We start from the raw sequence: 19,504 nt of genomic DNA on the forward strand, positions 1-19,504 counted from the left end.
CGCGCGCTGGTTCAGCCCGCGCGTCAGTGGGCGCCGACCGCTCCCGCAACGCGCACATCCCGGTGGTGGAACCCCGTACCCGAGGGTCAGTTCTCCGAGATGGCCTGTTGTTCGCCGGCCTCGATCCGGAACGGCAGGACGTTGCCCGGCGGGGGCAGCGGGCACACGAACGCGTCGGAGAAGGCGCACGGCGGCAGCTGCGCGCGGTTGAAGTCCAGGACCACCGGGCCACCGGCCGGCGGGGCCGTGACGAACAGGAATCGGGCCGCGCCGTAGGACTCCCGGCCGCTGGTGCCGTCGCGGAACGTCAGCTGCGCTCCGTTCTCCGCGCCGGAGTGCAGGGCCACCACCTCGGCGCGCCGCCCGTCGACCTCGAAGACGAAGGTGCCGAAGACCGGGTAGTCCTCCTCGCGGGCGGTGTTGCTGTGCGCGATGTGCACGCTCTCGTCGTCACCGGCGGGCACGAACTCGGCCTCGACCCGCCACCGCGGGTCCGGGGCGAACGCGTCGATCCGGGTGAAGCGGGCCACGGCGTCGGCGTGCGGGTCGTACACCCGGACGGCCAGGTCGTCGCCGCGCTGGATGGTCAGCAGGTCCACGTCGCCGTGGTGCAGCCACTCGTGCACGCCGAACAGGCCCTCGGACACGGCCTGGCCGTCGTCGCCGGTCAGGCCCTCGCCGCCGGTGAGCCGGACCTTGCCGTCCTCGGCGCGCCAGGTGCCGGGGACGCCGTCGATGACCGTGTCGCCGTACAGCAGCCAGTGGGTGCCGGTCAGGGTCAGCGGCCCGTGCTGGGCGGCGACGCTGGTCTGCCGGCGGGCGTGCCACAGTTCCCACTCGGGGACGAACTCAGCGGGGGTGATCATGCCGCCACGGTAGTGCGTCCACCGTGGCCGCGACAGTGGTGTTGCTCACCGGCGGCTACAGTGCCCGGGTGTCTGAACCGGAGCCGTACGACCTCGATCTGCGCGTCGACCTGCCCGACGGGGTGACCGGCCGGGAGTGGGGCAACGACCTGTTGATGCGCGCCGAGGGCGGCGGCGGGGCGTTCGTCCGGGTGCTGCTGCCGGTCGGGTTGCGCGGCGGGTCGTCGATCACGTTCGGTACCTGGCTGCGGGTGTCCGAGGAGGAGCTGCACCGGGCGTTCCTGGCCTGGAGCTCCCCCGCCTACGCGGACCTGGTCCTGGAGGGGACGCTGGGCAACACGATCCTGCCGTGGGGGCCGGAGGTGCTCGGCGCGCCCGCGACGGCGTCCGTGCTGGACCCGGCGCACCTGCCGACGGTCGTGTCGAGCGGTCATCCCGAGGTCGCGCGGATGCTGGCCGAGGACTGGGACCCCGACGACGTGCTGAGCCGGATGGGGTGCGCGCTGCCCGTGCCGGTGCGCCAGCCGGTGACCGACCGGTGGGAGTTCACCCGCACGGCGGGGCTGAGTCCGGCGCACACGGCCGAGGGGCTGCGGTTCGTCGGGCCGGGGCGGGTGGTCATCGTCGACGTGCTGACGACGCCGGAGGAGTGGACCCCGGAGCACACCCTGGAGGTGGTTCTGAAGGGTGCGCCCGCCGATCCGGAGGGCAGGCTCCTGGAGGGCGAGGAGCTGGGGGCCGGGAAGGGCGAGGACCCCGAGGGGGGTACCGGTGCGCCGGCGGCCGGTCTGCGGCACGCGCTGTGGCAGCAGGTCGACCAGGGGCGCGAGTTCTACGGCCACGTGATCCGCCCCGGCACGACGGCGCACGTCATCTGTCTATACGAGGACCCCGACGACCTGGCCTGGGCGCTGGAGGTCTGGCGCTCGGTCCGCCCGCCGACGACGCCCTGACCCGATCGCACGACGGGCCGGGTTGTGTCTGGCCGTGAAGCGGCCACCCGTGTCGGTGACCCGTGTCCGGAGACGCGGGCGCCGCTCCCGGGACCGTCAGCCGGCCTTCGCCTGGAGCATCACCAGGTCCGCCGCGCGGAACGCCGCCGCCAGGCTCGTGCGGCTGCTGATCTCCGCGAGCCCCATGGTCAACGTGACCGGCGTGCCCGGGACGAGGGTGTTCCAGTCGTAGCTGGCGACGGCGGCCGTCAACCGGCTGCCGACCTCCTGGGCCTCGGCGAGCGCGGTCCCGGGCAGCACCACGACGAACTCGTCGCCGCCGAACCGGGCCAGGAAGTCCCCGCCGCGCAGCGCCCGGGTCAGGATCGCGGCCACGTGCTGGAGGACCTGGTCGCCGGACAGGTGTCCGTGCACCGTGTTGACGGACTTGAAGCCGTCGAGGTCCGCGACGCCGACCGTGCCGTACGTGCCGTGGCTGGCGAGTTCGGCGACGTAGCGCTCCAGGTGCCGGCGGTTCGGCAGGCCGGTGAGGGAGTCGGTGTGCGCCTCGTCGGCGTACCGGGTGACGGAGCGGCGCAGTTCGTCGTGGTCGAGGCGCGCGGTGACCCCGTCGACGAACAGGTCGTACAGCCGGGTGGTGGTGCGGGCGAGCATCCCGGCGACCACCCGGTCGTCGGCGTGCGCGGCCAGGTGGTCGCCGAGCGCGGTGTGCGCGAGGGCGCGCAGCCGGGGCACCTCGGCCGCGCCGAGCCGGGAGGCCGCCGCCGAGGCCCCGTCGAGCAGGGCGAGGGCCACGGTGGGGCGGTTCTCGGCGATGGCCAGGCACGCTTCGCCGAGCCGGCGGAGTTCGCCGTTCTCCTGGTAGGGCTCCAGGTCGGTGCGCAGCAGGGGGCGGGCGTCGATGCCGCCCCGGCCGCCGAGGGCCGCGTACCGGGACAGGGCGTAGCCGAGGTAGGGCAGTTCGAAGCCGGTGACGTCCTCGGGGCCGAGGGTGCGGGTGAGCTCGCCGAGGGCGCGCAGGCAGGCCTCGGTGTCGCCCTGGTGGTCGAGGGCGAGGGCGTGCCGGACCCGGATCTCGGGGTGGGTGACGAACACGGGGTCCATGGCGGCGGCCCGGGAGATCTCCATGGCGCGCTGCTGGGCGGCGACGGCGTGCCGGTGGAAGCCGACCCAGGAGTAGGTGACGGCCAGGTCCAGCCAGGCGCGGGCCGCCCCGGGGTCGGCCGGCCCGGCCTCCTCCAGGGCCCGGGCGCCCCGGACGAGGTGGGTGACGCAGCGTTCGAGGGAGCCCTGGTGGTGGGCGACGCAGGCGGCCAGGGCGTGGAACTCGCCGAGCATCGCCGGTTCGTCGTGGCCGCGCAGGGCCGCGTCGGCCTGGTCGATGACGCGGGGGCACTCGGCCATCCGGCTGAGGTTGAGGAGCGCGGCGAGCTTGGTCAGCAGTACCCGGATGATCTCGGTCTGGTCGTCGAGGAGCGGCAGGATCTCGTCGGCGCGCAGCACGGCGTCACTGCTGCGCCCGGACCGGATCAGCCGGGACAGCCCGGCCGCGTCGCGGACGACAGCCGTGGAGGGGCTGTCGTGCTGGATGGTCACTTCCACCCCCGGTTCAGAAACGGTTGTGAACTCCCATCATGCTCCCCGTCCCGGGTACCCGGATCATGGTGTTGGCCAGGAGATCGTGCCGATCGGATGACCTTTCACGTTTCGTACCCGATCATGACGGGTCCTGGGCGGGTCGCAGGACGGCACAGGTGAACCGGACGGACGCGGCGGTGTCGACCCGGTAGCCGTGCGGCCGGTCGGACCGGAAGGCCACCGCGTCGCCGACGGACAGGGTCTGCTCGTCGCCGCCGACGATCAGGACGAGGTCGCCGTCGGTGACGGTGAGCAGTTCGCGGGTGCCGGGCAGCGCCTCGCCCTGGTAGTGCTCGCCGGGGCGCATCTCCCAGGACCACAGTTCCACGGCGTTGGGCGGGTCGGAGCCGATCACGAGCTGGGCCCAGCCGCCGGAGCCGCCCTGCCAGAGCCGGACGGTCTCGGCGGCCCGGACGGTGCGCAGCACGGGGTGCACGTCGGTGACGACGAGCTGGGCGAGGGTGACGCCGAGGGACTGGGAGATCCGGACCAGGGTGCCGACGCTGGGGTTGGTGCGGGCGCCCTCGATCTGGATCAGCATGCCCCGGCTGACCCCGGACCGGGCGGCCAGCTCGTCGAAGCTCCAGCCGCGCAGGGCACGGAGCTCCTTGAGGTGCGCGGCGATCGCCTGGGCCACGACGTCCTGCTCCGTCACATCGACCTCCATGGTGCACTGTGATGCACCTCTAGTTCACTACAGTGGGCCATGCGTTGTACTGTGCTCGCAGTCCAACAAAGTGTACGGAGGTAAGGGTGTTCGCGGCGGTACTCGCGCTGACAGCCAGCGGCCTGTGGGGGTCGTCCTACTTCCTCGGCGGCAGCATCAGCCGCCAGATGCCGGCCCTGACCGTGCTGTTCATCGCCCAGCCCCTGATCCTGGTGGGCACGTGCGTGATCGTCACCGTCCGGGGCCTCGTCCCGCACCCGGGCGCGGCGGCCTGGGGCGTCGTGGCCGGCGCGGCGGCGGTCGCCGCGATGATCACCATGTACCGGGCCCTGGCCGGCGCGGCGATGGGCGTGGTGGCCCCGATCGGGGCGTCGGCGGCCGTCCTGCCCGTACTCGTCGGGCTGGCCACCGGGGAACGGCCGCAGCCGGTGCAACTGCTCGGCGTCGGGGCGGCGCTCGCCGGGGTGGCCCTGGTGGCCCGCGCGCCGGGTGCGCACGGCCGCACGCCCCGGCCGGCCATGATCATGGCTCTGACCTCGGCGGCGTGTGTCGGGGTGGTCTACACGGCCGTCCCGCTGGGCGCCCAGCAGGACGCGACGACGACCCTGATCGTGCAGCGGATCACGATGACGGCGCTGATCGCGGCGATCGTGCTCGCCTCCCGGCACCAGGTGACCGTGGGCCCCGGGTCGCTGGGGCGGATCACGCTGATCGCCGGTACCGAGATCACGGCGAACCTGACCTACACCCTCGCCGCGACCCAGCCCGGCGCGATGCTCTCGGTGGTGTCCGCGCTGGCGTCGCTGTCCCCCGTGGTGACAGCGCTGATCGCGCGGCAGGTGCTGACCGAACGGTTGTCCCGGTGGCAGCTGACCGGGGTCGGCGTGACCGTGGCCGGGGTGGCGGCGGCCGCGATCGGCTGACCGGGCCCGGGAGGCCCGGGCCGGCCGGGCTCACCGCCCGGCCAGCCGGAACTCCTCGCGGCGCCGGGCGGCGATCTCGACCCGCCTGGCCGGGTACGGCGCGCGGGGCGTGTTCCGCGGGCGGTTGCCGAGGCGGCGCAGAAAGTCGATGTTCATCGTGGTTCTCCTTCACTGGCATCAGGTATGACACCATCATGACGTCATACGCGATGCCAGTCAAGGCCTACTGATGTCGTAATGACATCAGGGGACGTCAGCCGCCCACCACGGGGTAGTGGTCGGAGTAGTCCGTGTAGGTGTACGTGGTGAACCAGCTGGTCACCGACCAGGTCGGCGACGGCGCCTTGAGCACCGTGTTGCGCCAGCCGGCGGGGCGCGCGTGCCCGGCCCGGAACAGCACGTAGTCGAGGCTCTCGCGCGGGTCACCCGGGTACCGGTAGTGCGCGATCGAGTTGTCCCGGGTGTCGAACGAGTACGCCCAGCCGTCGCGGGTGTCCGCGCCGGCCAGGTCACCGGCGGCCAGCATCGCCGGGTACTCCCCCGAGGTGTGGTCCACGTTCAGGTCGCCGGCGACGAGGACCTGCTCGGCGGCGGGGATGTTCTTCGCGTCCAGGAACGCGTCGATCGCGCGGAGCTGCTTCGCCCGGATCTCGGCGGCCTGCCCGGCGGAGCAGCCGGGGTCGGTGGACTGCAGATGGGTACCCACGATGTGCGCGCGGACGCCGTTGACATTGATCGCCACGTAGGCGAAGCCCTTGTTCGACCACCAGTCGGCCCCGCACGCGTCGACGAAGACGTGCTGCTCGCGGCGCTCGATCGGCCACTTGCTCAGGATCGTGACGCCGCCGTCCTCCGGGGTGGAGCCGGAGTAGTTGCCGCTGGTCGCGTCCCAGCCGGCGGTGGACCGGCCGACGACCGGGGTCTGGTGCGGGTAGCGGCCGGCCAGGTTGGCCTTCAGCCGGTCGGACGCCTCGTTGTCGAACGCCTCCTGGAGGACCACCACGTCGTTGCCCGAGGCGAAGGACGCGTTGGCGATCAGGTCCGCGCGGTGCAGCTGACCCCAGTTCGGGTACAGGTTGCGGCTCATCAGGAAGACGTTGTGGCTGAGCACCTTCAGCCGGGGCGGGGCCGCCTGGGCGGGGGTGGCGGGGAGCAGGACGGCGGCCGTCGCGGCGGCCGCGAGCGTGCCCAGCAGGGCACGCCGAGGGGCGGAGAGAAACATGAAAATCTTTCTATGGGTACCGGGTGGCCGGCGTCCACCCTCCAGGTGCCCAACAAGTGAACTATGTGGAGCTGATCCCGAAAAGATCCGCCCCGTTGCCCCACAGCACCCGACGCAGCCAGTCGTCCCCGAGCCCGAGCCGGACCAGCGCGTCGACCTGGTGGGCGTACGGGTACGGGATCGACGGGAAGTCCGAGCCGAGCAGGATCCGGTCGGCGTGCGCGGCGAGGCGAGGGCCCAGGTCCGCCGGCATCGGGGCCAGCCGCTCGGTGAAGTCGGTGCCGACCATCGTGGTGTCGGCGTACACGCCCGGGTAGCGGGCCACCAGGTCCAGGTGCTCGTGGTACTCCGGCAGGCCCAGGTGCGCGATCACCAGGCGCAGCTCCGGATGCCGGGCCAGCACCGCGCCGACCGGACCGGGACCCGTGTGCCGGCCGGGCATCGGACCCGACCCGCAGTGGATCACCACCGGGACCCGGGCGTCGGCGAGCAGGCCCCAGACGGGGTCGAGCAGCGGGTCGAGGGGGTCGTACCCGCCGACCTGGACGTGCGCCTTGAACACCCGGGCGCCACGGTCGAGGGCCGCGCGGACGTAGCCGACGGCCTCCGGTTCGGGGAAGAACGTCGCCGAGTGCAGGCAGTTCGGGGTGGCCGCCGCGAACTGTGCCGCCCAGTCGTTGAGCCAGGCCGACATGCCGGGGCGGTGCGCGTAGACGAGGCTGGTGAAGGCGCGCACACCCTGGGCACGGAGCTGGGCCAGGCGCTCGGGGACCGTGCCCCGGTAGTGGACCGGCCAGTCGACGCCGTAGTTCGCGCCCGCCGCGTCGAAGTACGCCCAGACCTTGGCCTGGACCGGGGCGGGCAGGAAGTGGGTGTGCACGTCGACCAGCCCCGGGAGACCCAGCTCCCGCCACACCTCGGTCATGCCGCCGAGCCTACCGGCCGGTAACGCCGACCGGCTTTCTTTACGGACAGTTTCCAGTAGGGCCATCCGGCTGTTGTAGGCTCCGTGCCGATGACAAGATCCACAAGGCTCGGGCTGGCGGCGCTGCTCCTGCTGCCCGCCCTGGCGGCCTGCTCCCCCGCCCCCGCGTCCCCGGACAGCGCGTGCGTCCTGATCGGCGAGGAACTCGTCGGCCAGCTCGTCCCCGGCCACGAACGCGCCGTCACCACCCGGATGCCCGGCGACTCGTACAACAGCGTGACCTGCACCGTGAAGGGCTCGGCGACCGGGCCCCGGACCGCCGAGCTCACCGCGACCCTCGAACGCCACGGCTCCTGCGCCGGTGCCGACGACGGCTCCACGGTCTGCAATCCCCCCAGGGAGATGGCGAACAGGGCGTACGACCCGACCTGCGCGACCTGGCGGGCCAATCCCGAGACCCGGGGCGTGGAGGTCACGGTGCCCGGGGTGGGACGGCGGGCCTGCGCCTTCGCCCTCACCGGCCCCGACCGCCGGCTCGTCACCGTCCACCTGCTCAGTCAGGTCGACGGCGACCTGGTCATCGTCACCTACGCCGCCGGGCCCTCCACCCCCGAACTCGCGGTGCCCGCGGCGGCGGCCGTGGCGAACAACATCTGGGCGGCACTGTGAAGTGGCTCTGGATCACCCTCGGCGTCCTGGCCGTCCTCCTGTGCCTGGGCTGCTGCGGCTGGTGGCTCCTCGACGACTACGGCGTCTTCGATCCGGAGTTCGTCCGGCCCACGCCGGTGCGGCAGCTGCCGACCCCGCCGTTCCTGCCCACTCCGTCCCCCTAGGCGCGGAGGGAACGCCGACGCGCGGGGCGGGCTCCTAGGCGCGGAACAGCTCCACGGCGAGCAGGACCGCGAAGACGAGGAGTACCAGGCCGGAGAAGCGGTCGAACCAGACCCGGCGGGTCGGGGTGAAGAACCGGCGGGCCAGGGCGGCGCCGACGCCCAGGACGCCGAACCACAGCCAGGAGGCGCTGACCGCGCCGGCCGTGAACAGGGTCCGGCCCGCCGCCGGCTGGGCCACGATCGCCGCGCCGATCACCCCGACGGTGTCCAGGATCGCGTGCGGGTTGAGCAGCGAGACCGCCACCGTGCGGCCCAGGACGCCGCGCACCGCGAACGCCGCCGGGGCAGCGTCGGCCGGATGGTCGGCGACCGTGGACCGCAGCGCCCGCACCCCCAGGTACGCCAGGAACAGCGCGCCCGCGCCGAGCATCGCCGCCCGCAGCCCGGGCACGGCGGTGAGCAGCCCGCCGACGCCGGCCGCGCCGAGCAGGATCAGCAGCGTGTCGCACAGCGCCGCGCCCACCACCGCCCACAGCGCCCGGGGCAGCCCGACGGCCACGCCCTGGCCGAGGACGAACACGTTCTGCGCGCCGATCGGCATGATCAGGCCTAGGCCGAGCACGATGCCCGCCAGGTAGTTCGTGAGCACGGGACCCCCCTCCGAGAACGACACCCTACGACACGCGGCATGCCGGTCGATCCGACGGCGGGGGCCGGAGCCGTCGCGGGGCAGACGGGAATGCCGGCCGCGCCGAGGATCCGGCGGGCGCCGAGGAACGACCCCGGCACCGTCGAGCGGGCGGACACCGTGCGCGGTCCACGACGGCACGCCATCGTCGGCGCGCCGGATCGAGGAGCGGCCACGTCCGGGGTCCGGTGACCGGACCGTCGGGTTCCGGTGACCGGGCGGGGCCCGGCGGCCGGACCCGGGTCGGAGTATCCGGTCGCGGTCGGCGGGCGCGGCGGGTAGCTTGCGGACGGTGACGATCTTCCGGGACTTCTCCCCCTCCGCGGCCGTCGCCGCCCTCGTCGCGGTGCTGGTCGGGTTCTCCGGCCCGTTCGCGATCGTGACCCAGGCCGCCGAGGCCGGGCACCTCACCACCGGGCAGCGCGCCTCGTGGGTGTGGGCGATCGCCGTGGGCAGCGGGATCACCTCGCTGGTGCTGAGCTGGTGGACGAGGATGCCGGTGATCACGGCCTGGTCGACCCCCGGCGCGGCGCTGCTGGTCACGTCGCTCGGCGACTACCCGTACCGGGCGGCGGTCGGGGCGTTCCTGTTCAGCGCGGTCGCGATGACCCTGATCGGGCTGACCGGCGTGTTCGGCTGGCTGATGGCGCGGATCCCGACGGGCATCGTCTCGGCGCTGCTGGCCGGCATACTGCTCCAGTTCGTGCTGCACGCGTTCCAGGCGGTGCCGGGCGCGCCGGTCCTCACCGTGGCCGTGATCGTGGTGTTCGTGCTGGCCAAGCGGCTGGCGTCGCGGTACGCGGTGCTCCTCGCGCTGCTCGTCGGGGTGGGCGTCGCCGCCGCCCAGGGTCAGCTCGACGGCCTGTCGCAGGTCAGCGCGCAGGTCACCCGGCCGGAGTTCACGGTGCCGGCGTTCTCGCTGTCGGCGATCATCAGCATCGGGATCCCCATGCTGCTGGTCACCTCGGCGTCCCAGAACGCGCCCGGGCTGGGGGTGCTGCGCGCCTCGGGCTACGAACCGAACGACCGCAAACTCCTCGGCGGTACCGGGATCGTGTCCGTGCTGCTCGCCCCGTTCGGCAGCCACGCGGTGAACCTGGCCGCGATCACCGCCGCGATCTGCACCGGCCCGGAGGCGCACCCCGACCCGCGCCGCCGGTACACCGCAGGGATGTCCGCCGGGGTGTTCTACCTGGTGATCGGGGTGTTCTCCGCCGGGCTGGTGCAGGCGTTCTCCGCGCTGCCGAAGGCCCTGATCGCGGTGGTGGCCGGGGTCGCGCTGCTCGGGGCGGTGCTGACCGGGCTGGTCGGGGCCGTGGAGGACGTGCCGGCCCGGGAGGCCGCGCTGATCACGCTCGCGGTCACGGCGTCCGGGGTGACCGTGCTGGGGATCGGGTCGGCGTTCTGGGGGCTGGTCGCGGGGCTGGGCGCGCACGCGGTGCTCACGCTGCGTACCCGAAAAAGGGTTTCGGCGGGTGAAACAATCGGCCGATGAACCTGGTCGAGGAGCACTCCATCCTGTCCGTGGTCGCCGGATCGCGGGCCTTCGGGCTGGCCACGGCGACCTCCGACCACGACCGGCGCGGCGTGTACGTCGCCCCGACCCCGCTGTTCTGGCGGTTCGACAAGCCGCCGACCCATGTGGAGGGCCCGGGCGAGGAGCCGTTCAGCTGGGAGGTCGAGCGGTTCTGCGCGCTGGCCCTGACCGCGAACCCGAACATCCTGGAGGTGCTGCACTCCCCGCACGTGGAGGTGTGCACGCCGCTGGGCACCGAACTGCTGGCACTGCGGGAGGCGTTCCTGTCCCGCAAGGTGTACCAGACCTACCTCGGTTACGTCCGCGCCCAGCTCAACCGGGCGGAGAACGCCGTCGCCCGGGACGGCACGCCGACCTGGAAGCACGTCATGCACCTGCTGCGGCTGCTCGACGCCGGGACCGGGCTGCTGGAGACCGGGGCGCTGACCGTCGACGTCGGGGCCGACCGGGACCGGCTGCTCGCGGTCCGGCGGGGCGAGGTGCCGTGGGAGCGGGTGAAGGAGTGGCACGCGGCCGCCGTCGGGCGGTTCGAACGGGCGCTGCCCGACAGCCCGCTGCCGTGGGAGCCGGACCGGGCGCGGGTCGAGGACTGGCTGGTGTCGGTCCGGCGGCGGTCGCTGTGACGGGGTTGCCGTGACGGGTCCGGGGCCCGGCGCGACACACGCCGGACCCCGGTGTTCAGTACTGGCGGGTTACGGCTGCCAGTAGTTGCCCGACACCACGATCATCGTCTGGAGCTGGATGCTCGTCGAGTAGTAGTCGGTGGTGCCCGGCTGGGTGGCCAGCATCTTCGACCACAGGGAGTCCACCCAGGTCTGGGCGCCCGGGTCGTTGATCGCCGCGACCGCGTACGGCGCGAAGAACGCCGGCTCGCTGCCCGAGGAGATCTGGGTGCCGTCCAGCTTGTACCCGATGGCGATCTTCGACGGGTCGTTACCGGTCTTCGCCCGGATCCAGGTGGTCAGCTTGCGGGCACTGGTGCGCGAGGCCGCGTCGCCGTTGACGGCCGCGTCGGCGCCGAGCCGCCACGGGGTGCGGCAGGAGTTCCACCAGTTGTACCCGTCGTTCGGGTCCTCCAGGACCTGGCCCTGGGCGGGCCGCGCGCTGGAGTTGGTGTTGATGACGAAGTCCGGCAGCAGACCCGTGTTCGGCGAGTACTGGTTCTGCAGGTTCGTCGTCAGCGTCTGGTGCGCCTGGCGGATCGTGTCCCACGCGGAGTCCCCGGTGGCCTTCCGGAACGCCCGGAAGTGGTCGATCATGTGGTCCGACGGGCGGGTCATGTAGTAGTGCTCCTCGCCCGGCGTGCTCCAGTCGCCGAACGTGAGCAGGTTCGTGGACGGGTTGATCTCGCTGGCCTTGATCGCGTTGATGTGCTTGATCGCCAGCTGCTGGTAGTTGTACGTGCCCGCGTTGCCCCACTGCTTCGAGGCGAGCAGCAGGCCGTAGGCGACGTCCATGTCGCCGTCGGTGGCCGAGTCGCTGCCGCTGACGCTCTTACAGGCGGCGTCCTGCTCGGCGGCGAGGAGGTCCTTGTTGTTCACGGACGGGTGGGCCAGCATGAACTTCACCATGCCGTCGAAGATCTTCTTCGCGTCCGGGTCCACGCCGGCCATGGTGGCGACGATGACCATGCCGTAGCCCTGGGCCTCGGCCACGTACGGGTGGTCGGCGTCCGGGGAGATGACCTCGTACCAGCCGTTGCCGCAGTTCTGCCGGACGAACGCGTTCTTCCACTTCTGGTAGTACGTCACCACGGCCTGGTCGACCGTCGACTGGGAACCGCTGGGCCGCAGGGTGCCGGCCACGTACGGGTACAGGTGGCTGCCGAACGGGACGGCCGGGCCGCCGGGCGGCTGGGTGGTCGGGGGCGCGGTCGTCGGCGGGGCGGTGGTGGGCGCGGCCGTGGGGCTCGCGGTCGGGGTCGGCGTGGTGCCGCCGCCGTACACCTCGACCTCGAACAGGGAGTAGCCGTAGGCCGTGCCGCGCTGGGTGCCGTACACCCGCACGTAGCGGCCGGAGCCCGACAGGCCGGTCAGGTCGTCGGAGCCCCCGTTGCCGGTGGTCGTCGCGGTCAGCTGACGCCACGTAGTGGTGTCGTCGGAGACCTCGACCCGGTAGGACTTCGCGTAGGCGGCCTCCCAGCGCAGCAGCACCCGGGTCACCGGGTACGTCGCGCCGAGGTCCACCCGGAGCCATTCGGGGTCATGACCCTCGACGGAGGCCCACCGGGAGCTGCTCGAACCGTCGACGGCCTTGGCGCCGCCGAGCGAGGACGACTCCGAGGAGGACACCGCGACGGGACGGTTGAGGGCCAGGTTGGTCTCCGCGGCCCCGGCGGGCAGCACTGCCAGCCCTCCGACAGCGAGAGCGGCGGCTACGGCGACGGAAAGGGCGATCACAGGGGGGCGGGGCATGGGTGCCTCCTCGTTGCGGGCGGTCATGAGGGGTGACGCGCTGTGACCCGGGCCCGGGTGACGAATCGGAACGTATGCCGGTGCGTCGAGTGGTGTCAAGGGATTGGGTAAGGCAGTCTTCCTATTGGCACAGTGTCGGTTTTTCCGCCCTCTGACCAGCCCAATTGTTAAGGATCCCGTCAACGTATTGACATGGGCCGTGCACCGACTTAGCGTCCTCCCACGATAGTAAGTCAGTCTTTCTATTCATCTCGTGCGACGAAGGTGGCGTCATGGCCAGGCTTGCGGGCTCCTCCCGACTACTGCGGGCGATCAACGAATCCGCCGCGCTCGGACACCTCCTCGAACGCGGCCCCCTCACCCGGGGCGACCTGCGCGCCCTGACCCGGTTGTCCAAGCCGACCACTTCGGACGTGCTCCGCCGCCTGGAGGAGGCCGGGCTCGCGATGATCGTCGGCCGGACCAGCGGCGGCCCCGGCCCCAACGCCGACGTGTACGCGGCCAACCCCAACGCGGCGTACGCGGCGGCGGTGTCCGTCCGCGACACCCTGAGCAGCGCCACCCTCCCCGCGCTGTCGGCGGCCGTCTGCGACCTGACCGGCACCCTGCGGGCCCGCGCCGAGCTGCACATCGACCCCCGGGCCACCGACCCGGTGGACGCGGTCACCGACGCGCTCGCCGAGGTCTGCCGGCAGGCCGGGATCACGATGCGCCAGCTCGACCACGTACAGGTGGCCGTGCCCGGCTCCTACGACGCGCGGACCGACACCGTGCACCACATCGACGTCCCCGGCTGGAGCCGGCCCGGCCTGGTCGGCGAGCTGCGCCGCCGGGTACTCAAGGTCGTCGACGTGGACAACGACGTGAATCTCGCCGCCGTCGCCGAACGGCACCGGGGCGTGGCCGCCCAGCCGGCCGGCGGCCCGGGACCCGACGCCACCGAGGGCTTCGCGCTGCTCTGGCTCGGCGAGGGCATCGGTCTGGCCATCGACCTCGCGGGCACCCTGTTGCGCGGTGCCCGGCAGGGCGCCGGCGAGATCGGGTACATGCCGATCGGGATGCCCGGCCCCGACGGCCGCCCCGACTTCCACGACCTCGTCGGCGGGACGGCCGTGGAGGCCCTGGCCCGCCAGCACGGGTTCGGCGCGCGCACCGCCCCGGCGGCGGTGGCCCTGGCCGTCGCCGCCGGTACCCCCCAGTCCGCGGCGTTCCTCGCCGCCCTCGCCGAACGGATCGCCGTCGGCCTCGCCGCCGTCGTCGCCGTTCTCGATCCCCCGCTGGTCGTGCTGGCCGGCGAGGTGTCCCAGGCGGGCGGCGAGGCGCTCCGCGCCGCGGTGGAGTCGGCGCTGAACACCGCCGGCCCGCTGCGCACCCCGATCAGTTCGACCGGGGTCACCGACGACGCCGCCCTGCTCGGCGCGCTGGACGCGGCACTGTCCGCCGTCCGGGAACACCTGTTGTCCGGCCTGCAGTTCTGATTCCCCCTTTCAGGAGAGCACCCCATGAAACGCACCGCACTGGTACTCGCCGTGGCCCTGGCCCTGGCCGGCTGTTCGTCCGGCGGCGACACCGACAAGATCGCCGCCGCCGGGCAGGAGGCGTCCGGCACCGTCGAGTTCTGGCACTTCTTCACCGGGCGGGAGTCCGAGGCGATCGCCGCCGCCGTGAAGGACTTCCAGACCACCCACCCGAAGATCAAGGTGGAGGTCAAGGACAGCCAGGACGACAGCAAGATGGTCCAGGCCATCGCCGGCGGCAAGGGGCCCGACATCGGGCTGTCGTACTCGACCGACATGGTCGGCAAGCTGTGCGCCTCGGGCGCGTGGCGGGACCTGTCGCCGTACATCGCGCGGGACAAGGTCGACATGGGCGGGTACCCGGACCTGGTCAAGCAGTACACCGAGTACCGGGGCAAGCGGTGCGCGATGCCGTTCCTCGCCGACTCCTACGGCCTGTACGTGAACAAGACCCAGTTCGCCGAGGCCGGGATCACCTCGGTGCCCAAGACCCTCGCGGAGCTGTCCGACGCGGCGAAGAAGCTGACCAAGCGCTCCGCCGACGGCACCATCGAGCGGGCCGGCTTCCTGCCGCTGTTCGGCTTCTACGAGAACTCCGCCTCGCACTGGGGCCCGATGGTCGGCGGCAAGTGGCTCAAGAGCGACGAGACCTCCGCGATCGGTACCGACCCGGCGTGGAAGGAGCTGCTCAAGTGGCAGAAGGAGCTCGTCGACTGGTACGGGTACGCCAACCTGGAGAAGTTCAAGGCCAGCCTCGGTGACGAGTTCTCGGCCGACAACGCGTTCCACAAGGGCCAGGTGTCCATGAACGTGGACGGCGAGTTCCGGGCCGCGTTCCTCAAGGACCAGGCGCCGGACGTGAAGTTCGGGGTCGCTCCCCTGCCGACGCTGACCGCCGAGCGGCACGGCGCGGGCTACGTCACCGGCAACGTGATCGGCGTGTCCAAGACCGCGAAGAACCCCGAGGCGGCCTGGGAACTGATCCGCTACCTGACCAACGACACCAAGGCGATCGTCGGGCTGTCCAACTCGCTGCGCAACATCCCCAGCACCAAGGCCGCCCTCGCCGCCCCGGACCTGCAGCTCGACGCGGAGTTCAAGGTGTTCGTGGACATGTTCAACAACCCGAACTCGTCGACCACGCCCCCGACCGCCTCGGGGCCGGCGTACCAGGAGACGTTCGCCAAGTGGCTCGAGGAGTGGCAGGCCGGCAAGGCCACCGAGGCCGGACTCGCCGAGGTCGACAAGCAGGTCAACGCCGTCATGAAGCTGGGCGGCTGACGTGACGTACGCCGCCCGCCGCAGACTCGCCGTGATCTCGTTCGTCGCCCCCGCGCTCCTCGGGATCACCGTGTTCTTCGTGTACCCCCTGCTCGCCAGCGTGTTCCTGTCGTTCACGAGGTTCGACCTGCTCAGTACCCCGGAGTGGGTCGGGCTCGACAACTACAAGTTCATGTTGGAGGACGCGAGTCTGCGGAAGGCGGCGTACAACACGGCGTGGCTGGTCGCGGTGATGGTGCCGGCGAAGGTGCTCGGCGCGTTGCTGACCGGGTTCCTGCTGACCAAGTACCGGCAGGCCTCGGGTTTCTACCGCACCGTCTTCTACCTGCCCTATCTCGCCCCGCCGGTCGCGGCGACCATCGCGTTCGTCGCGCTGTTCAAGCCGGGGACCGGGCCGGTCAACGCGGTCATCGAGTGGTTCGGGTTCGAGGGGCCGCTGTGGTTCAACGACCCCGACCTGTCCAAGCCGTCCCTGACCCTGCTGCTGCTGTGGGGCATGGGTGACCTGGTGGTGATCTTCCTGGCGGCGATGCTCGACGTGCCCAAGGCGCAGTACGAGGCGGCCGAGCTCGACGGCGCGAACGCCTGGCACAAGATGCGGCACATCACCCTGCCGACGATCTCGCCGGTGATCCTGTTCGCGGTGATCACCACGACGATCGCGACGTTGCAGTACTTCACCCAGGCGGCCGTCGCGGCGAGTGTCGCCTCCGACCAGGCCACGACGGGCGGCGGGATCAGCTCCACCTTCGGCTACCCCCAGGAGTCGACGTTCACCTACCCGCTGTGGCTGTACGTCGTCGGGTTCCGCTACGGCGCGATGGGCTACGCCAACGCCCTGGCCGTCGTGCTGTTCCTCGTCGCGTTCTCCGTCACCGTGATCCTGCTCCGCCGCAACAAGGCGTTCCTCGGAGGTGCCTCGTGAAGACCCGACTCGTGTGGATCGCCCAGCACAGCATCGGCATCGCCCTGACCATCATGTTCCTCGGACCGGTCGTGTTCATCGTGCTCACGTCCCTGATGAGCGGCGACCAGGCCATGACGGCCAACTACTGGCCCACGTCCTGGCACCCGGAGAACTACATCGAGGTGTTCCAGAAGACCCCGATGCCCCGCTACCTGCTCAACACCGTGATGTACGCCGGGGGCGCCACCCTCGCGATGCTGCTGGCCAGCGTGCCGACGGCGTACGCCCTGGCGAAGATCAAGTTCAAGGGCCGCACGACGATGTTCATGGCCGTGATCTGCATGATGATGCTGCCGCCGCAGGTGGTGACCGTGCCGCTGTACCTGATGTGGGCCAAGGCCGGCCTCACCGGCACCCTGTGGCCCCTGATCATCCCGATGCTGCTCGGCGACGCGTTCTCGATCTTCCTGCTGCGCCAGTTCCTGCTGACCATCCCCGACGAGTACCTCGACGCGGCGCGGGTCGACGGGTGCGGCGAGTGGAAGACGCTGCTCAAGGTGGTACTGCCGATGGCCAAGCCCGGCATCGCCGCCACCGCCATGTTCCAGTTCTTCTACGCCTGGAACGACTACTACGGCCCGCTGCTCTACACCAGCGAGAACGAGGCGAACTGGACCCTGTCGCTGGGCCTGGCGTCGTTCCGCAGCATGCACCACGTCGAGTGGAACCTGGTGATGGCCGCGACGGTGCTGGTCATGGCACCGGTGATCCTGGTGTTCTTCCTGGCGCAGAAGGCGTTCGTGGAAGGGGTCACGCTGACGGGGGTCAAGGGGTGATCGGCGTGCGGGGACTGTCCGGCGGCAGCTGATCAACCTTCGAAGCGGGGCTGGCGGCGTTCGACGAACGCGGCCAGCCCCTCCGGCACGTCCGGGCCGGTCCGGGACCGCTTCTCCCACGGCTCCACGGCCGCCTGCGGGTCGCCGCCGGAGACCACCGCGTCGACCACGGCCTTCACCGCGCCCAGGGTCTGCGGGGACCGCGACGCCAGGAGCAGCGCGAACTCCCGCGCCCGGGCGTCCATGTCCGGGGCCACCTCGTCCACGAGCCCCCAGTCCTGGGCGCGCCCGGCGGGCACCAGCTCGGCCGAGTAGAGCAGATACTTCGCGCGGGCCGGGCCGACCAGGCGGGTCAGCCGCGCGGTCGGCACCGCCGGGTACACGACGCCGAGCTTCGCCGGGGTGATCCCGAACCGGGCCTCCGGCTCGGCGAACCGCAGGTCGCACGCCACGGCGAGCTGCGCGCCGCCGCCGACGCAGGAGCCGCGCACCACCGCGATCGTCGGGCGCGGGAACGCGGCGAGCGCCTCCTCGGCGGCCACGTTGATCCGGTGGTAGGCGTCGGCGCGCTCCGGGTCCGCGTAGACCTCCAGGAGCTCGGCGATGTCCGCGCCCGCCGAGAACGTGCCGCCCTCGCCGGTGACCAGCAGGACCCGGACCCGGGGGTCGGCGGCCAGGTCGGCGAGCAGGCCCGGGATCGCCGTCCACATGGCCAGGGTGAGGGCGTTGCGCTTCTCGGGGCGGGCGATGGTCAGGGTGGCGAGGCCGTCGTCGGCCACCTCGGCCCGCAGGCCCGCAGTCTCGGTCACCCGGCCCACCCTACGGCGGGGCGGGGCGCGGTGGCCCGGGAGGCGGCCGGGCCGGGTGGTGTCAGTACCCGGAAAAGGGTCTTCAGTTGTGGGTGATCAGGAGGGACGGCAGGGTCGGGGCGAAGCGGTCGGCGAAGTCGGTGACCACGATGCCCAGCGGGGCGTGGGCGGGCATCCCGGCGACCTTGTCCCGCAGCCGGGGGTTGACGTAGGAGGCGACCGCGTCCGGGTAGCAGCCGGCGCTGCTGCCGCTGGCGAAGTTGACGAACAGCTTCGGGGCCGTGTTCGCCGCCGCCCGGTCGAGCTGGGTCGCGACCCGCCCCCACTTCTGGCTCCGGTGGAAGACCGTCGGCACGTCCCAGGCGTCCTGGAGGTCCATCAGCGGGCCGGCCCAGCGGATGCCGCCGATCCCGCCGTTGTCCCCGATCAGCACGACCCGGCCCCGGACGTCGCCGAGCGCGGGCAGGCCGTCGTCGAGGCGGAACAGGCTCCGCCAGCCCCGGCGGTCCAGGTAGTCGGTGAAGATCGCGCCGAACTCGGCGTCCGACACCGAGGAGTACTCCTGCTTGACGCGCATCAGGATCGTCTCGCCGGGGTGCGCGGCGAGGAAGTTCCAGCAGCTCACGAGCACGTCGCCGAACATCAGGTTCTGGTACACCGGCCCGTGGTGGATCGCGAACGAGCCGCCGGTCGCCCGGCACCGGATGTCCAGGAACCGGACGCCGGCCTCCAGTTGGGCGGGCACCGACTGGGTCTGGCACTGGGCGGCCGGGCCGCCGTACAGGGCGCAGGTGTCGTGGGTGCCGGGGATCGTGAGCTTCCACAGCGGGGTGGCCGCGGGGAGCGGGGACATCCAGTCGGCTGGGGCCCCGAACCCCGGTGCGGTCGGGGGGTCGGGCGTGGCCGCGGCCGGGGCGGCGGGCAGCAGGGTCGCGGCGGTCAGTGCGGCCGCGCCGAGCAGGAGGTCTCTGCGCCGAGGGTGCACGGTGTACTCCGATCCCGTCAGGAGATCGAAAGGTATCGCTCCCGTGCGCCCCGGGTCCAGAGTAGAGGAAAAAGATTCACCTTTCTGGCATGTGCCGCTGGTTCAGCCGCAGCCGGTTGCCGAACGGGTCGAGGAGCGTCAGGGACAGGCCCAGCTCGTCGTCCTCCAGACCCGGATTCAGCGACGGGTACGCCTTGGCCCGCAGTTCCGCGTGCAGCTCCCGGACACCGGTCAGCTCGACGTACACGGCCGTGCCCGGGGTGCCGTCGCCGTGGTGCTCGGACAGGTGCAGCACCAGGGCCCCGCGCGACACCTGGGTGTACAGCGGGGCCGTCGGGGAGAACCGGTGCTCCCAGTCGACCGTGAAGCCCAGGTAGTCGACGTAGAACTCGTGCGCCTTGGCGACGTCGAAGATCCGGAGGATGGGCACGGTGCGCTCGAAGATCACGGTCATGCCGGAATTATGCCCGGGACCGGCCCCCGGACAGGGGCCCGGACACCCC

At 72.0% G+C, this 19,504-nt stretch carries 22 protein-coding genes; 11 read left to right on the forward strand and 11 right to left on the reverse strand.

The features are described from left to right. Positions 1 to 86: 86 nt before the first annotated feature. Positions 87 to 866 carry a DUF1684 domain-containing protein gene (locus AB0M43_RS08975; RefSeq protein WP_363722581.1) on the reverse strand — a complete coding sequence of 260 codons (780 nt, stop codon included), beginning with the start codon at positions 864 to 866 and terminating at the stop codon, positions 87 to 89. Positions 867 to 934: 68 nt separating this feature from the next. On the opposite strand from AB0M43_RS08975, the gene AB0M43_RS08980 reads away from it, so the two are divergent. Beyond that, the gene (locus AB0M43_RS08980) at positions 935 to 1,819 is read left to right on the forward strand and encodes a hypothetical protein (RefSeq protein ID WP_363722583.1); all 885 of its coding nucleotides are present in this window, start codon (positions 935 to 937) and stop codon (positions 1,817 to 1,819) included. A gap of 96 nt (positions 1,820 to 1,915) precedes the next feature. Here AB0M43_RS08980 and AB0M43_RS08985 read toward each other — a convergent pair whose 3' ends face one another. Both AB0M43_RS08985 and AB0M43_RS08990 read right to left on the reverse strand, forming a co-directional pair. After that, positions 1,916 to 3,415 carry a GGDEF domain-containing protein gene (locus AB0M43_RS08985; RefSeq protein WP_363722585.1) on the reverse strand — a complete coding sequence of 500 codons (1,500 nt, stop codon included), beginning with the start codon at positions 3,413 to 3,415 and terminating at the stop codon, positions 1,916 to 1,918. A gap of 121 nt (positions 3,416 to 3,536) precedes the next feature. Continuing rightward, entirely contained in the window at positions 3,537 to 4,112 is a 576-nt protein-coding gene (locus tag AB0M43_RS08990) for an XRE family transcriptional regulator (RefSeq protein ID WP_363722587.1), read from the reverse strand. 98 nt (positions 4,113 to 4,210) lie between these two features. Here AB0M43_RS08990 and AB0M43_RS08995 point away from each other — a divergent pair, with 98 nt between their 5' ends. Beyond that, entirely contained in the window at positions 4,211 to 5,047 is an 837-nt protein-coding gene (locus tag AB0M43_RS08995) for an EamA family transporter (RefSeq protein WP_363722589.1), read from the forward strand. A 30-nt stretch (positions 5,048 to 5,077) separates the two neighbouring features. Here AB0M43_RS08995 and AB0M43_RS09000 read toward each other — a convergent pair whose 3' ends face one another. The 3 genes from AB0M43_RS09000 to AB0M43_RS09010 form a co-directional block, all read right to left on the reverse strand. Further along, positions 5,078 to 5,203, reverse strand: a complete 126-nt coding sequence (locus AB0M43_RS09000; RefSeq protein ID WP_363722591.1) for a hypothetical protein — start codon at positions 5,201 to 5,203, stop codon at positions 5,078 to 5,080. A 97-nt stretch (positions 5,204 to 5,300) separates the two neighbouring features. Beyond that, positions 5,301 to 6,269 carry a sphingomyelin phosphodiesterase gene (gene sph / locus AB0M43_RS09005; protein WP_363722593.1) on the reverse strand — a complete coding sequence of 323 codons (969 nt, stop codon included), beginning with the start codon at positions 6,267 to 6,269 and terminating at the stop codon, positions 5,301 to 5,303. Between the two features lie 61 nt (positions 6,270 to 6,330). Then, complete coding sequence (locus tag AB0M43_RS09010; RefSeq protein ID WP_363722595.1) at positions 6,331 to 7,194, reverse strand: amidohydrolase family protein; 864 nt, start codon at positions 7,192 to 7,194, stop codon at positions 6,331 to 6,333. A 90-nt stretch (positions 7,195 to 7,284) separates the two neighbouring features. Between AB0M43_RS09010 and AB0M43_RS09015 the strand changes: the two genes are divergently transcribed. Next, entirely contained in the window at positions 7,285 to 7,863 is a 579-nt protein-coding gene (locus AB0M43_RS09015) for a hypothetical protein (RefSeq protein WP_363722597.1), read from the forward strand. Then, entirely contained in the window at positions 7,860 to 8,027 is a 168-nt protein-coding gene (locus AB0M43_RS09020) for a hypothetical protein (RefSeq protein ID WP_363722598.1), read from the forward strand. The genes AB0M43_RS09015 and AB0M43_RS09020 overlap by 4 nt, the downstream gene beginning before the upstream one ends. Positions 8,028 to 8,061: 34 nt before the next feature. Here the strand turns inward: AB0M43_RS09020 and AB0M43_RS09025 are convergent, their stop codons facing one another. Next, positions 8,062 to 8,676, reverse strand: a complete 615-nt coding sequence (locus tag AB0M43_RS09025; protein WP_363722600.1) for a LysE family transporter — start codon at positions 8,674 to 8,676, stop codon at positions 8,062 to 8,064. Positions 8,677 to 8,715: 39 nt separating this feature from the next. On the opposite strand from AB0M43_RS09025, the gene AB0M43_RS09030 reads away from it, so the two are divergent. From AB0M43_RS09030 to AB0M43_RS09040, 3 genes are all read left to right on the forward strand, one after another. Then, positions 8,716 to 8,907: a hypothetical protein gene (locus AB0M43_RS09030; protein ID WP_363722602.1), complete on the forward strand. Its 192-nt coding sequence runs from the start codon at positions 8,716 to 8,718 to the stop codon at positions 8,905 to 8,907. 100 nt (positions 8,908 to 9,007) lie between these two features. Then, a complete protein-coding gene (locus tag AB0M43_RS09035; protein WP_363722604.1) occupies positions 9,008 to 10,210 on the forward strand; it encodes a benzoate/H(+) symporter BenE family transporter in 1,203 nt (400 codons plus the stop codon). Beyond that, positions 10,207 to 10,875, forward strand: coding sequence for a nucleotidyltransferase domain-containing protein (locus tag AB0M43_RS09040; RefSeq protein WP_363722605.1), 669 nt, complete (start codon positions 10,207 to 10,209; stop codon positions 10,873 to 10,875). Before AB0M43_RS09035 ends, AB0M43_RS09040 begins: the two co-directional genes overlap by 4 nt. Before the next feature lie 69 nt (positions 10,876 to 10,944). Here AB0M43_RS09040 and AB0M43_RS09045 read toward each other — a convergent pair whose 3' ends face one another. Then, a complete protein-coding gene (locus AB0M43_RS09045; RefSeq protein WP_363722607.1) occupies positions 10,945 to 12,666 on the reverse strand; it encodes a glycosyl hydrolase family 8 in 1,722 nt (573 codons plus the stop codon). 272 nt (positions 12,667 to 12,938) lie between these two features. Here AB0M43_RS09045 and AB0M43_RS09050 point away from each other — a divergent pair, with 272 nt between their 5' ends. From AB0M43_RS09050 to AB0M43_RS09065, 4 genes are read left to right on the forward strand one after another with little or no spacing between them, the layout of a single operon-like run. After that, a complete protein-coding gene (locus tag AB0M43_RS09050; protein WP_363722609.1) occupies positions 12,939 to 14,144 on the forward strand; it encodes an ROK family transcriptional regulator in 1,206 nt (401 codons plus the stop codon). A 24-nt stretch (positions 14,145 to 14,168) separates the two neighbouring features. After that, a complete protein-coding gene (locus AB0M43_RS09055) occupies positions 14,169 to 15,464 on the forward strand; it encodes an ABC transporter substrate-binding protein (protein ID WP_363722611.1) in 1,296 nt (431 codons plus the stop codon). Between the two features lies 1 nt (position 15,465). Further along, a complete protein-coding gene (locus AB0M43_RS09060; RefSeq protein ID WP_363722613.1) occupies positions 15,466 to 16,389 on the forward strand; it encodes a sugar ABC transporter permease in 924 nt (307 codons plus the stop codon). Then, positions 16,386 to 17,207 (forward strand): carbohydrate ABC transporter permease, encoded by an 822-nt coding sequence (locus AB0M43_RS09065; RefSeq protein ID WP_363722614.1) that lies wholly within the window; start codon positions 16,386 to 16,388, stop codon positions 17,205 to 17,207. Before AB0M43_RS09060 ends, AB0M43_RS09065 begins: the two co-directional genes overlap by 4 nt. Before the next feature lie 32 nt (positions 17,208 to 17,239). On the opposite strand, the gene AB0M43_RS09070 is transcribed toward AB0M43_RS09065, so the two are convergent. From AB0M43_RS09070 to AB0M43_RS09080, 3 genes are all read right to left on the reverse strand, one after another. After that, positions 17,240 to 18,016 carry an enoyl-CoA hydratase/isomerase family protein gene (locus AB0M43_RS09070; RefSeq protein WP_363722615.1) on the reverse strand — a complete coding sequence of 259 codons (777 nt, stop codon included), beginning with the start codon at positions 18,014 to 18,016 and terminating at the stop codon, positions 17,240 to 17,242. A gap of 82 nt (positions 18,017 to 18,098) precedes the next feature. Then, entirely contained in the window at positions 18,099 to 19,001 is a 903-nt protein-coding gene (locus AB0M43_RS09075; protein WP_363722616.1) for a phosphatidylinositol-specific phospholipase C, read from the reverse strand. A 76-nt stretch (positions 19,002 to 19,077) separates the two neighbouring features. After that, on the reverse strand, positions 19,078 to 19,455 hold the full coding sequence (locus AB0M43_RS09080; RefSeq protein ID WP_363722617.1) for a glyoxalase superfamily protein: 378 nt from the start codon (positions 19,453 to 19,455) through the stop codon (positions 19,078 to 19,080). Positions 19,456 to 19,504: the final 49 nt, after the last annotated feature.

The organism is Longispora sp. NPDC051575, assembly GCF_040681875.1.
GTDB lineage: Bacteria > Actinomycetota > Actinomycetes > Mycobacteriales > Micromonosporaceae > Longispora.

Excerpts from the sequence above, each read along its gene's own strand:
- AB0M43_RS09000 (WP_363722591.1), bottom strand. The coding sequence starts at position 5,203 with ATGAACATCGACTTTCTGCGCCGCCTCGGCAACCGCCCGCGGAACACG.
- AB0M43_RS09045 (WP_363722607.1), bottom strand. The coding sequence starts at position 12,666 with ATGCCCCGCCCCCCTGTGATCGCCCTTTCCGTCGCCGTAGCCGCCGCT.
- AB0M43_RS09055 (WP_363722611.1), top strand. The coding sequence starts at position 14,169 with ATGAAACGCACCGCACTGGTACTCGCCGTGGCCCTGGCCCTGGCCGGC.
- AB0M43_RS09040 (WP_363722605.1), top strand. The coding sequence starts at position 10,207 with ATGAACCTGGTCGAGGAGCACTCCATCCTGTCCGTGGTCGCCGGATCG.
- AB0M43_RS09015 (WP_363722597.1), top strand. The coding sequence starts at position 7,285 with ATGACAAGATCCACAAGGCTCGGGCTGGCGGCGCTGCTCCTGCTGCCC.
- AB0M43_RS09050 (WP_363722609.1), top strand. The coding sequence starts at position 12,939 with ATGGCCAGGCTTGCGGGCTCCTCCCGACTACTGCGGGCGATCAACGAA.
- sph (WP_363722593.1), bottom strand. The coding sequence starts at position 6,269 with ATGTTTCTCTCCGCCCCTCGGCGTGCCCTGCTGGGCACGCTCGCGGCC.
- AB0M43_RS09030 (WP_363722602.1), top strand. The coding sequence starts at position 8,716 with ATGCCGGTCGATCCGACGGCGGGGGCCGGAGCCGTCGCGGGGCAGACG.
- AB0M43_RS08975 (WP_363722581.1), bottom strand. The coding sequence starts at position 866 with ATGATCACCCCCGCTGAGTTCGTCCCCGAGTGGGAACTGTGGCACGCC.
- AB0M43_RS09080 (WP_363722617.1), bottom strand. The coding sequence starts at position 19,455 with ATGACCGTGATCTTCGAGCGCACCGTGCCCATCCTCCGGATCTTCGAC.
- AB0M43_RS09010 (WP_363722595.1), bottom strand. The coding sequence starts at position 7,194 with ATGACCGAGGTGTGGCGGGAGCTGGGTCTCCCGGGGCTGGTCGACGTG.